We start from the raw sequence: 12,329 nt of genomic DNA on the forward strand, positions 1-12,329 counted from the left end.
GCTCATTCTCTCCCAGGTCGAGCCAATATCGCACTTGCAGCATTTTGCCTAATGCAATGGAGAACGATGGCTCGACGCCTATTCCTCTTTCGCCGTATCGTGCTCGGGGCCGGGCGCATGCAGGCGCAGCCGGGTTACGTGGGTCTCGTCGCCCTCGGTGACCTCGATCTGCCAGCCACTCGGGTGTTCCAGCACGGTGCCGGGCTGTGGCACCTGTTCGGCGAGGATGAAGGCCAGGCCGCCCAGCGTATCCACAGATTCCTCGATCTCGGCGAGACGCGGGTCGCCCACGAGTTCGGCCACGTCGTCGAGTTCGGCGCGGGCATCGCAGTCCCACAGACCTTCTTCGAGCTTCACCACCTGCTCGACCCGTTCATCGTCGTGCTCATCCTCGATCTCGCCGATGATCTCCTCGACCAGATCTTCGATGGTGATGATCCCGTCGGTGCCCGAGAATTCGTCAACCACGATGGCGAGATGGGTGCGCTTGGCGCGCATGTCGGCGAGCACGTCGAGCGCGCCGCGCGATTGCGGAACATAGAGCGGCTCGCGCATCATCGCGGTCCAGTCGGCGGGCGGGGCCGCGCCGCTGGCGAGATAGGAGAACACATCCTTGATGTGCATCATGCCGATCACATCGTCGAGCTTCTCGCGGTAGACCGGCATGCGCGACACGCCATGTTCGGCGAACTGCGCGACCATCTCGTCCCAGCTTGCCTCGGCGGGCAGGGCGATGATCTCGGAACGCGGGATGGCGACATCGTCGGCGTCGTGATCGGAGAAGTGCAGGAGGTTCCTGAGCATGACCAGTTCGACCGCCGAGAGGTCGCCGTTGCCGGAAGAACGCCGACCGTTCTCGTCCTCGTGATCGTCGATAGCCTCTTCGATCTGGGCTCTCAGGCTGGTGTCACCGCCGTTGTCGAATAGTGATCGCAGCGCGCCCCACAGGCCGCCACTGCTACTACTGTCTTCGTCTCCGCTGGGAGACTGCTCGCTTTGTCCGGGTTCGGGCATAGCCCTGTCGTCATGTCCCTGTGTCATTGGTGATCGGCTGCATATGGGTCCGCAATGGCCAGAAGTGCAAGCGCCTTCACTTCGAGCGCCTCCATTTCCTCGGCGTCGGCATCGGAAATCTCGTGATCGTGGCCGGCCAGATGGAGCAGCCCGTGGACGATCAGGTGGGCGGCGTGGTGGTCGAGCGGAACGCCCTTTTCCGCCGCCTCGCGCGCGCAGACGCCGTGGGCGAGGGCGAGATCGCCGAGCATCTCGGGCGGGCCGTCGGGATCGAGATGGATGAGATCCTCACGCTCGAGCATCGGGAACGAGAGCACGTTGGTGGGCTTGTCGCGCTGGCGCCATTCGCGGTTGAGGTCGTGCACTTCCTCGTCGGAGGTGAAGATCAGGCTGGCGACAAGGCGCGGGTTGGCGAGTTCGGGCGCGACGGCGCAGGCGGCCTCGGCCACGCGTTCGGCGAGCGCCTCCCATTGGCCTGCGGGCCAGCCTTCGATGTCGATTTCCAAATCCAAGGTGAAACTCCGCTCGTCCTGAGCCTGTCGAAGGACTGCTTTCCTTCACCGCTCGCCTAGAACCAAGTGGGGCCCTTCGACAAGCTCAGGGCGAACGGGAGGCAGGGTGAGGTCTAGGCGTTCGGCCCCTCGTAGGCTTCGACGATCCGTCCGACAATCGGGTGTCTCACCACGTCGGCGGCGGTGAAGCGGGTGACGCCCATGCCCTCGACGCCTTCCAGCCGCTCGACCGCATCGGCAAGGCCGCTCATGCGGTCGCCGCCGGGGATGTCGACCTGGCGCGGGTCGCCGCAGATCACCATCCGGCTGTTCTGGCCGAAACGGGTGAGGAACATCTTCATCTGCTCGCGGGTGGTGTTCTGCGCCTCGTCGAGGATCACGAAGGCATCGGCCAAGGTGCGCCCGCGCATGAAGGCAATGGGCGCGATCTCGATCTCGCCGCTGGCGATCCGCCGCTCGACCTGTTCGGGCGGCATGCAGTCGAACAGCGCGTCGTAAAGCGGGCGCAGATAGGGATCGACCTTGTCCTTCATGTCACCGGGCAGGAAGCCGAGCTTTTCGCCCGCTTCCACCGCCGGACGGCTCAGGATCAGGCGCTGGACCGAGCCGGTGATCAACTGGCTGACCGCCTGCGCCACCGCGAGATAGGTCTTGCCGGTGCCGGCCGGACCAAGCGCGAAGATAATGTCGCGGCTGGCGAGCTGGCGCATATAGTCGCCCTGCATCGCGCTGCGCGGGGTGATCGTCTTCTTGCGGGTACGGATCATGATTGGCGGGGCCTTGGCATCGCCGGTGATGATGCCTTCGAGCGTCGGCTCGTTGCTCATCGCGATCAGCGCTTCGATGGCGCCTGCGTCCATTTCCTCGCCTTGCAGAAGTTTCTCGTGCATTTTCAACAGAACATCGCGCGCGCGCGCCACTTCGTCTTCGGTGCCCTCGATCACCACCCGGTCACCGCGCGCGGCAATGAACACACCGAGCCGGTTCTCGATATGGACGAGGTTGGCGTCGAATTCGCCGAACAGCATGCCGAGCGCGGCCTGTTCGTCGAAAATCACCTCGAGGCGGGCGCGGCGCGAGGCGTCGCGGCGGTCTTCGGGGTGGGCGATCGCGGCAGCGTGTCCGGCACTGGTGCCACGGTGAGCTTTGCGGGCCATCGAGTCCTTTCTTCGCTTGTCCTTACGAAGATAGGCAGAGTCGGGGCGCTGGCAAGCGCGCCGCCTGTGGAAGGCGGTGGAAAGTCATCGAAATGCCTTGAGCGGTGGCTCAGGCCCGGACGGGCTCAAGCGAACGTGCTATCCATTCGAGCAAGGTCGCTTTCCAGCAACCACTGTCGGAATCGGTCGTATATGGGTTGTAAGGTTGCTCGGGAGGTGGCCACCACATCCATTCCCCGATCATCGTAGGGCCAGACAATGACCTCGCGCTGCCAATCTATGAGGTAAGGCGAAGCTGGAAATGGGCTCACGAGGGCGGGGCAATCGGCAGCAACGGCAGCCAGCAGGCAGGCACTTGTCGATGGCGGTGGATCTAGCGTGACAAGGCTTCTCTGAAACTCGCCATCGACGTAAATCTCGCCGAGCACGCGCAAACCCTCTTTCTCACACCCGTAGATGTTGAGCAGCTCAGGTGCGAATCCGGCAAGACTAGAGGCAAAGTCTTCGCCATAGCTGGCAAGCACCACCTCCCACTCATCGTCAGCGGTCGGGAGACTGTCCAGGATTGTGCGAGCGCGGCTGCACGCTTGCAAAATGCGCGTCGGCCAATCGCCCCTCTGCGAAAGCTCGAACCGCAGCGAAAAGTCGAAATTATAGAACAGCGCCTCTGGCAGGCAATTGCCAAAGGTGGCTTCAAGTCGGGCAAGAAAATCGCTCAAGCCGGGACCTTCGTCACTAATTGCCCCGCCAACGAGTTCGGCCCGGCCTGCACCAGCTCGACCTCGACCAGATCGCCCATCGCGCAGTCGCCTTCGAAGAACACCGATTGCAGCCACGGCGATTTGCCGAGCCACTGGCCCGGATGCTTGCCCTTGCGCTCGATCAGGACCGTACAGGTCTTGCCGACAGAGGCCTCGTTAAAGGCAAGCTGGTGCCGGTTGAGCGCGGCCTGCAAGCGCTGGAGCCGCTCGTCCATTACTTCGGGCGCGATCTGGCCGTCCATGCTGGCGGCGGGGGTACCGGGGCGGGGCGAATACTTGAAGCTGAAGGCGGCGGCATATTTGACCTCGTTCACCAGCGCGAGGGTCTCCGCAAACTCGGCCTCGGTCTCGCCGGGGAAGCCGACGATGAAGTCGCCCGACAGCGCAATATCGGGCCGCACCGCGCGGAACCGGTCGAGCAGCTTCAGATAGCTCTCCGCCGTGTGGCTGCGGTTCATCGCCTTCAGCACCCGGTCCGAGCCTGATTGCACCGGCAGATGCAGATAGGGCATCAGCTTTGCGATCTCGCCATGGGCGGCGATCAGGCCGTCGGTCATGTCGTTGGGGTGGCTGGTGGTGTAGCGAATGCGGTGCAGGCCGGGCAGTTCGGCGAGCGCGCGGATCAACCCGTCGAAGCCCACGACGCGGCCCTTGTCGTCCGCGCCGCTCCACGCATTGACGTTCTGGCCGAGAAGTGTCAGCTCGCGCGCACCCGCTTCGACCAGCTTCTCCGCCTCGCGCAGCAAATCGCTGTAAGGACGGGAAATTTCCGCACCGCGCGTATAGGGCACCACGCAATAGGTGCAGAACTTGTCGCAGCCCTCCTGCACCGTGAGGAAGGCGCTGGCGGCGACCTTGCGGCGCGCGGGGAGCGCGGCGAACTTGGCGTCCTCGGGCATGTCGGTGTCGGTGCTGCGACGGCCTGCGGCGGCGTCCTTCACCATGTCGCCCAGCCGGTGATAGGCCTGCGGGCCGACCACCATGCCCACCGCCGGCGCGCGCGCCATGATCTCCTCGCCCTCGGCCTGGGCGACGCAGCCTGCGACCGCGATCATCGGCTTCCTGCCCGCCTCTTCGCCCGCCTTCACCAGACGGCCGATGTCCGAATAGACCTTCTCGGTGGCCTTCTCGCGGATGTGGCAGGTGTTGAGCACGACGAGGTCGGCGTCCTCGCCTTCGGGCGCGGGCGTGATGCCTTGTGCTTCGAGCAATTCGCCCATGCGCTCGCCGTCGTAGACGTTCATCTGACAGCCGAAGCTCTTGACCCGGTAGGTCTTTGGTGTGGTGGTCGGTTTCATGAGAAGGGGGCCGATACAGGAAAATTGCCTGCGGCGAAAGATCAGGTCGGCGGATCGTCGGGCGCGGGCTTGGGCTGGTAGCGGATCGGTGCGACTTCGTGGGCAAATTCGCGCGGCGGCTTGCCCAGTGCGCGCACCAGCTCGGCCTGGATCATGTCGCGCGCTTTCGCCGCGATCAGCTTGCGTCCGCCGCGGCCATGGTCGTCGGGCGCGAAGGGTTCGAGGAAATGCAGCGCAACCCGGAACGAGCCGGGCCGGGCGAGTATTCGCAGCGCATTGTTCACGCCCGATTCGTCGCCGATCCAGCCGATCTCTTCGCCCATTGCGCCGTAGTCGATAAAGACCGGCTGCACATAGACGCCGGGCGGTGGCGGTTCGAGCATCTTCAGCATCGAGGTCTTGAACGGCAGCAGCGATTGTCCGTCGGTGGTGGTGCCTTCGGGAAAGATCGTCACCGACCAGTTGTCCATCAGCGCCTCGCGCACGGCGTTGATCTGGTCGGCCACGTCCATCCGCGCCTCACGCTGGACGTAGACGGTGCGGTTCAGCCCCGCGAGCCAGCCGACCACCGGAGCCTTCTGCAGTTCGGCCTTGGCGACGAAGGCGGTGCCGCTCGCACCGGCCAGTGCCAGAATGTCGATCCACGAGACGTGGTTGGCGAGGAACACCACGTCGCGCCGCAGGGCGGTGCCGTGGCGCTGCACCCGCGCGCCGCAGATTCGCGCTGCGATGCCCAGAAACAGCTTGGGGAAGGGCGAGCCATAGGCCGTGATCCGCCACAGGTAATGCAGCGGCACGCAGACCAGCAGCGCCAGCAGCAGGCCTGCCGCGCGCAGCCCGATCCGCATCCAGCCGAGCGGCGATATATGCGGCTTCGCACCGGCGGCGATGGCGGCGCGATCAGGCTGCATGCGCGCGGGCGCTCTTAGGCCTTGTCTTCCCGGTCGATCCGCACGCCATAAAGCTCCATGCGGTGATCGACGAGGCGATAGCCCAGCTTCTCGGCAATCTGCTTCTGCAGCGCTTCCAGCTCGGGGTCGACGAATTCGACCACCTTGCCGGTCTCGACGTCGATCAGGTGATCGTGGTGCGCTTCGGGCACAGGCTCATAGCGCGAGCGGCCATCGCCGAAGTCGTGCCGGTCGAGGATGCCTGCCTCTTCGAACAGGCGCACGGTGCGATAGACCGTGGCGATCGAGATCTTCGGATCGATGGCGGAGGCACGCTCGTGCAGCGCCTCGACATCGGGATGGTCGGAGCTTTCCGACAGCACCTTCGCGATCACGCGGCGCTGGTCGGTAATACGAAGGCCGCGCTCGGCGCAGAGGGCTTCGAGATCGATGGTCTGGGGCACGGGGGCGACCTCTTTCAGTCAGACAAAAATGCAAACGCCCCGGACCATAGGGGGCCGGGGCGTTGTGCTCAAGTCTATGCCGGAATTTGTCCGGCAGCAGATCAGGAGGCTGTCGTGGTGGTCTTGCGACGGCCCCGACGCTGGCCGGGCTTGCGGCCAAGACCGATCTTCTTCGCCAGTTCGCGGCGGGTTTCGGCATAGTTCGGGGCGACCATCGGATAGTCAGCCGGCAGATTCCAGCGCTCGCGATATTCTTCCGGGGTCATGTTGTAGGCGGTTTTAAGGTGACGCTTCAACATCTTCATCTTCTTGCCATCTTCGAGGCAGATGAGGTAATCGGGCTTGATCGAGGCGCGGATCGAAACGGCTGGCTCGGGCTTCGCTTCTTCAACAGTTTCGCCGCCGAGCTTGGCAAGTGCGCCATATACAGTCTCGATCAAAACCGGAACGTCACTCACTTCCACCGAATTGTTCGCTACGTGAGCGGTCACGATATCGGCGGCAAGCGTAATGAGCATTTCACGGTTTTCGTTAGTATTTGTATCCATAAATTCCTCGGTTCTGCGACCCTTGGAGTGATTGCGACCACTGGCTTGCCAATTTATTTGACAACTCGACAAATGCAAGCTTTTTGTAGAGTTGTCATGGAAAAGGAAAGTCTTGCGTAGAGTTCCCGTGTAATTCGGAAAACCTTTACTCTATGCTTCACCGCTATAGGCGTTTGGCGAAAGTCACCGCATCGAGCGGGCCGCCAACGGCACCGCGGTAGTAGCCAGGGCGGCGCCCGATCTGTTCGAAACCTAAGGCGCGATACAGGAACTCGGCCGGGTTTCCATCGCGCATTTCAAGGAATACATGCGCCGATCCGCGCGCCTGGGCCTGCGCCATCGCCTGTTCGAGCAGGCGGCGACCAACGCCTTTGCGGCGGTGCCCGGGCGATACTGCGAGCAGCAGCAGTTCTTCTTCACCCACGGCTTCTCGCAGCATGGCAAATCCTGCAGCATCGCGCGGATCGCGCCAAGGGCGGGCGGGATCCGCGCCGACGATCACGCAATGTGTGTTGGCCAGTGTCAGGGCATCGCCCACCTGCCGCCGGTTCCACGCTTCGCCGTAGGCCGGGTCGAAGGCCTGTTCCATCACGTGCATGATGGCGTCGAGCGTATCGTCGGTCATGGCTTGGCTTGGGGCAGGCGCGCATCGGGCGCGCGGCCATAGATCGGCGCCAGCGTGGTGGTGAGCTGGCCGGGCGCAAGCAGATGCGCGGCGCGGGCGTCGGGCAGCAGGTCGAGTACTTGCCGGCTGTCGCCTGTCTGCCCGGCGAGGGCACCGGCGCGGTTGCCGGCAAGAATGGTATGGCGGCAGGCAAGGGCGGCTTCAGCCGGAGCAAGCGAGCGCACCTCGTCTTCCGCTTCGCCGTTGCTGGCGAAGTTCTGCACGAACCATTCGCCGTGGCCGCCGTTCATGCAGACGGTGATGCCGCTGTCGGGCTGTTCGGTCCGCGCCATCGCGGCGACCAGCGTCAGCGTCGGATAGCCAAGCACATCGGCGCCCCAGGCAAGGCCCAGCGCGCGGGCGGCGGCAAGGCCGATGCGTACGCCGGTAAAGCTGCCGGGACCAAGCGAAACGACAATCCGCGTGGCGCGGCCCTTATCGGGCAGTTCGGCAATCATCGGCACCAGCCGTTCGGCATGGCCGCGCCCGATCGCCGCGAACCGGCCATCGACCAGCGCGCCATCGTCGAACAGGGCGACCGAACAGGCCTCGGTCGCGCAGTCTATCGCTAAGGTAGTCACCTGCTCTTCTTACGGATTACAGCAGACGATTGAAGTCCTCGAATGCAGGGCGAGGCGCTCTGGGGAACACTTTTTCCGGGTCGCCATAGCCGACCGAGCAGATGAAATTGCTTTTCCAGCCCGGTTCCTCGGCGAAGAAGTCGGCATCGACGGCGGCATTGTTGAACCCGGACATCGGCCCGCAATCGAGCCCCTGTGCCCGCGCTGCCATGATGAAATAGCCGCCCTGCAAGGTGCCGTTGCGGAAGGCCGAGGTCTTGCGCATCGCGCGCTTTTCCTCGCCCGCGAACACGGCCCTGGCATCGTCCATATGCGGGGCGAAGCGCGGCAGGTGCTCGTGGAACTCCTCGTCCATGGCGATGATCGCGCAGACCGGGGCCTGCCTGATCTTCTCGACGTTGCCCTCGGCAGCATGGCTGGCAAGGCGGGCCTTGGCCTCATCCGACTTGCACCAGACGATCCGGGCGGGGAGCTGGTTCATCGAGGTCGGGCCCATCTTCATCAGGTCCCAGATCGCGGCCAGCTGGCTGTCGGTCACATCGCGGCCATCGAACCACTGACAGGTGCGCGCCTCGCGGAACAGCTGGTCGAGCGCTGCATCAGAGAGCGGTTCGTGCATCAGGCGGCCCGAACCTCGGTGACTTCGGGTACGTAGTGCTTGAGCAGGCCTTCGATGCCGTGCTTGAGCGTCGCGGTCGAGCTGGGACAGCCCGAACAGGCGCCCTGCATCTGGAGGTAGACCACACCGCCGCGGAAGCCGCGGTAGCGGATATCGCCGCCATCGCCCGCCACGGCAGGGCGCACGCGGGTCTCGATCAGCTCCTTGATCTGCGCGACCACGTCTTCGGTGCCCTCGTCATCGCCGAGCATCTCGGCCTCGTCCTCAGCGGGGACGGTGAAGCCGCTGGCATCGCCGCCGGTGAACAGCGGGGCCTGGCTCACGAAATGGTCGAGCAGCACGGCCACCACCTGCGGCTTCAGCGCCGACCAGTCGGCACCCGGCGCGGCGGTGACGGAAACGAAGTCCGACCCGAAGAACACACCGGTCACGTCGCCCGAATCGAACAGGGCTGCGGCCAGCGGCGAGGCTTCGGCATCCTCGGGGCTGGCGAAGTCGCGTGTTCCGGAGGGCATCACCGCGCGTCCGGGCAGGAACTTGAGCGTGGCGGGGTTGGGCGTGGTTTCGGTCTCGATAAACATGGGGTGGATGTAGGGGCAGGCCATGGCGGCGACAAGGGACTGCGCAATAGCGAGCCGGTCGCATTCACTGTCCCTTCATCCGTTTGTCGTCTAGGTGCACGCCATGAGCATTCTTCTGCGCTGCGTCCGCGCTCTCGCCCCGTTTGCCTTTGTCGCCCCGCTGATCGCCCCTGCGGCGGCCCAAGCCCAGGCCGGGGCCTACTGTACGATTCGCGCGAATCCCGGCGAAGATACTCCCCAATACGCGCGCCCGGACGATCCATGGATCTTTCGCGGCACCGATATTCCGATCGACGACGAATGGCTGATGGGCGAGCTGCCCAACGGTGTGCGCTATGCCGTGCGCCAGAACGGCGTGCCGCCGTGTCAGGCCAGTTTCCGGGTTGCCATCGATGCCGGTTCGCTCAACGAAGAGGACAGCGAGCGCGGCTTTGCCCACCTGCTCGAACACATGACCTTCCGCCAGTCGCGCGATTTCGGTCCGGGCGAGGCGATTCCCTATTTCCAGCGCCTCGGCGCGAGCCTCGGGGCCGATACCAATGCCTCGACCGGCCCGACGCAGACGGTCTACAAGCTCGACCTGCCCAATGCCGACCGCGCCAAGCTGTCGGACAGCGTGCGGCTGTTCGCTGGCATGATTCAGGCGCCGACGCTCAGCAAGGACAACCTCACGGCCGACCTGCCGATCGTGCTTGCCGAAATGCGCGATGGCGCTGGCGCGAACCGCCGCATCGGCGAGGCCACGCAAAGCACTTTCTTTGCCGGACAGCGGCTGTCGGTGCGCAACCCGATTGGCACGCTCGCCACCTTGCAGGGCGCCACCGAGCAAAGCGTGCGCGCGTTCCATGATCGCTGGTATCGCCCTGAAAATGCCGTGGTGGTGCTGGTGGCCGATGCCGACCCGCAGGTGCTGGCCGCGATGATCGAGCGCGAATTCAAGGACTGGAAGGTGGCGGGAAAGCCCGCCGAGGCACCCGATTTCGGCGACCCGGTTGCCCCCGCCAATGCGCTGCCGGGAGCTGACGGCGTGCCGGTGGGCGAGGCTACCGTGATCGTCGAGCCGGGGCAGGCGCGGGCGGTCAACTATGCGATCATGCGCCCCTGGGTCGAGGTGACCGACAACATCGAATACAACCGCGGCGTGCTGCTCAATCAACTGGCGGCGGGCATCGTCAACCGGCGGCTGGAAAATCGCGCGCGGGCGGGTGGACACTATCTCTATGCGCAGGTCTCGCAGCAGAAGGTCGCGCGCTCGGTCGATGGCACCTATGTCGCGCTTGCTCCGCTCGATGAGGACTGGGAGGCCGCGTTGACCGACGTGCGCAGCGTGATCGCCGATGCACTCGCCGAACCGCCGAGCCAGGCCGAGATCGACCGGGTGGTCGCCGATTTCGACATCGCCTTCGTGAACGGCGTGGAGCAGGCGCGCATTCAGGCAGGCAGCCAGCTTGCCGATACCCTGGTGGGCGCGGTGGAAATCCGCGAGGCCGTCGCCTCGCCGCAGACCTTCCTCGACGTGTTCCGCTCGATGAAGGACCGCTTCACGCCCGATCAGCTGTTGCAGGCCACGCGCGGTCTGTTCGAAGGCGACGTGGTGCGCGCGATCATGCTCACCCCTGAGCAGGGCGAAGCCACCGCCGACGAACTGCGCGCCGCGCTGGCCGCGCCGGTCGCGGCCAGCGACGTGGCGCGCGACGATGGCTCGTCGATCGACTTTGCCGATCTGCCCGCCATTGGCGAGCCCGCGCCGCCGGCGCAGCGCGCCGAGCTTGGCGTGTTCGACACCGAGGCGCTGGCCTTCGACAACGGTGTGCGGGCGATGCTGTTCTCGCGCGATAACGAGCCGGGCCGGGTGACGGTGCGGGTTCGTTTCGGCGCAGGCTGGCGCGGCTTCAACGATGATGAGGCGGCCTATGCCCAACTCGGGCAGGTGGCGCTGATCAATTCGGGCATCGGCCCGCTGAGGCAGAACGATCTCGACAAGCTGGCCTCGGGCCGCAAGCTCGGGTTCCAGTTCCGCATCGACGATGGCACCTTCGTGTTCGAGGGGGCGACCCGGCAGGAAGACCTTGCCGACCAGCTCTATCTGTTCGCGGCCAAGCTCGCGATGCCGAGCTGGGACGAGGCTCCGCTCGCCCGCGCCAAGGCCAGCGCGCGGCTTGCCTATGCCAGCTATGGTGCCGATCCCTCGGGCGTGCTCAACCGCGATCTCGACTGGCTGCTGCGCAACCGCGATCCGCGTTTTGCCACGGCTGACCCGGCGGCCATCGCCGATGTGACGCCCGAGCAGTTCCGCGCCGTGTGGGAGCGTCTGCTCGCGCAGGGCCCGGTCGAGGTCGACGTGTTCGGCGATATCGACCGCGAGGCGACGGTGGCGGCGCTGTCGCGCACCTTCGGCGCGCTGGCTCCGCGTCCGGCGCTGCCGGACGAGGTCGCCAGCCGTCCGGTCAGCTTCCCCGCCGCCAATGCGGAGCCGCTGGTGCTTACGCACGGCGGCGACGCCGATCAGGCCGCGGCGGTCATCGCCTGGCCGACCGGCGGTGGCTCGGCTGGCCTGTCGCAGAGCCGCAAGCTCGACCTGCTGGGGCAGATCTTCTCGATCCGCCTGCTCGACAACCTGCGCGAACGGATGGGCGCGGCCTATTCGCCGATCGTCAACTCGACCTGGCCCAAGGATGTGCAGACCGGCGGCATGATCTTCGCGCTGGTGCAGATCGAACCGGCACAGGTGCCCGGCTTCTTCGAGGAAGCGCAGTCCATCGCCGCCGATCTCGCCGCCAACGGCCCGACCGCCGACGAACTGGCGCGCGTGGTCGAGCCGATGAAGCAGTATATCAGCCGTGCGCAGACCGGGCACACCTTCTGGCTCAACCAGTTGGAGGGCGCGACCTTCGATCCGCAGCGGCTGATGGCGCTCAACACCCTGTGGAGCGACTATGCCGAGGCGACGCCCGAGGAAATCCAGGCGCTGGCCGAGCGGTATCTGGTCGGCCACGGCGGGTTCAAGGTGGCGGTGATGCCCGCCACGGCCGCCCCCTCCGCCGCGCCTGCGGGGCGCTGAGGGCAGGGCACGAGCGAGCGGGCCGCTTACAGTCATCGCATATTTGCGGTGTCAGCGGCCCGTCGTATCGCATGTAACCTTTGCCACCGCGTCTAAGCGGGCCTATGACGGAGCCTTCCTCGCACAATTTGTTTGAATTGTTAGCGCATGCCGGGCGCGAGGACGGCAATGGCAGGAAA

Annotated in this window: 13 protein-coding genes; 1 reads left to right on the forward strand and 12 read right to left on the reverse strand. The window is 65.3% G+C overall.

Annotated features, from left to right (window positions below; genetic code table 11):
• Nucleotides 1–78: 78 nt before the first annotated feature.
• The 12 genes from D2V17_RS10000 to D2V17_RS10055 form a co-directional block, all read right to left on the reverse strand.
• Complete coding sequence (locus D2V17_RS10000; protein ID WP_119592835.1) at nt 79–1,014, reverse strand: CBS domain-containing protein; 936 nt, start codon at nt 1,012–1,014, stop codon at nt 79–81.
• Between the two features lie 23 nt (nt 1,015–1,037).
• On the reverse strand, nt 1,038–1,526 hold the full coding sequence (gene ybeY / locus D2V17_RS10005) for an rRNA maturation RNase YbeY (protein WP_119592836.1): 489 nt from the start codon (nt 1,524–1,526) through the stop codon (nt 1,038–1,040).
• 113 nt (nt 1,527–1,639) lie between these two features.
• The gene (locus tag D2V17_RS10010; protein ID WP_119592837.1) at nt 1,640–2,683 is read right to left on the reverse strand and encodes a PhoH family protein; all 1,044 of its coding nucleotides are present in this window, start codon (nt 2,681–2,683) and stop codon (nt 1,640–1,642) included.
• 125 nt (nt 2,684–2,808) lie between these two features.
• Entirely contained in the window at nt 2,809–3,402 is a 594-nt protein-coding gene (locus D2V17_RS10015) for a DUF3885 domain-containing protein (protein ID WP_119592838.1), read from the reverse strand.
• Nucleotides 3,399–4,742 (reverse strand): tRNA (N6-isopentenyl adenosine(37)-C2)-methylthiotransferase MiaB, encoded by a 1,344-nt coding sequence (gene miaB / locus D2V17_RS10020; RefSeq protein ID WP_119592839.1) that lies wholly within the window; start codon nt 4,740–4,742, stop codon nt 3,399–3,401. Before miaB ends, D2V17_RS10015 begins: the two co-directional genes overlap by 4 nt.
• 41 nt (nt 4,743–4,783) lie before the next feature.
• Nucleotides 4,784–5,653 carry a lysophospholipid acyltransferase family protein gene (locus D2V17_RS10025; RefSeq protein WP_245978661.1) on the reverse strand — a complete coding sequence of 290 codons (870 nt, stop codon included), beginning with the start codon at nt 5,651–5,653 and terminating at the stop codon, nt 4,784–4,786.
• 14 nt (nt 5,654–5,667) lie between these two features.
• Nucleotides 5,668–6,096: a Fur family transcriptional regulator gene (locus D2V17_RS10030; RefSeq protein WP_119592840.1), complete on the reverse strand. Its 429-nt coding sequence runs from the start codon at nt 6,094–6,096 to the stop codon at nt 5,668–5,670.
• 101 nt (nt 6,097–6,197) lie between these two features.
• Entirely contained in the window at nt 6,198–6,644 is a 447-nt protein-coding gene (locus tag D2V17_RS10035) for a Ros/MucR family transcriptional regulator (protein ID WP_119592841.1), read from the reverse strand.
• Nucleotides 6,645–6,807: 163 nt separating this feature from the next.
• Nucleotides 6,808–7,269 (reverse strand): GNAT family N-acetyltransferase, encoded by a 462-nt coding sequence (locus D2V17_RS10040; protein ID WP_119592842.1) that lies wholly within the window; start codon nt 7,267–7,269, stop codon nt 6,808–6,810.
• On the reverse strand, nt 7,266–7,889 hold the full coding sequence (gene tsaB / locus D2V17_RS10045) for a tRNA (adenosine(37)-N6)-threonylcarbamoyltransferase complex dimerization subunit type 1 TsaB (protein WP_119592843.1): 624 nt from the start codon (nt 7,887–7,889) through the stop codon (nt 7,266–7,268). The genes D2V17_RS10040 and tsaB overlap by 4 nt, the downstream gene beginning before the upstream one ends.
• A gap of 16 nt (nt 7,890–7,905) precedes the next feature.
• Nucleotides 7,906–8,508, reverse strand: coding sequence for a malonic semialdehyde reductase (locus tag D2V17_RS10050; RefSeq protein WP_119592844.1), 603 nt, complete (start codon nt 8,506–8,508; stop codon nt 7,906–7,908).
• A complete protein-coding gene (locus D2V17_RS10055; protein ID WP_119592871.1) occupies nt 8,508–9,089 on the reverse strand; it encodes a NifU family protein in 582 nt (193 codons plus the stop codon). The genes D2V17_RS10050 and D2V17_RS10055 overlap by 1 nt, the downstream gene beginning before the upstream one ends.
• A gap of 103 nt (nt 9,090–9,192) precedes the next feature.
• On the opposite strand from D2V17_RS10055, the gene D2V17_RS10060 reads away from it, so the two are divergent.
• A complete protein-coding gene (locus tag D2V17_RS10060) occupies nt 9,193–12,150 on the forward strand; it encodes a M16 family metallopeptidase (RefSeq protein WP_119592845.1) in 2,958 nt (985 codons plus the stop codon).
• Nucleotides 12,151–12,329: the final 179 nt, after the last annotated feature.

The sequence above is a fragment of the Aurantiacibacter xanthus genome (assembly GCF_003584015.1).
Lineage (GTDB): Bacteria > Pseudomonadota > Alphaproteobacteria > Sphingomonadales > Sphingomonadaceae > Alteraurantiacibacter > Alteraurantiacibacter xanthus.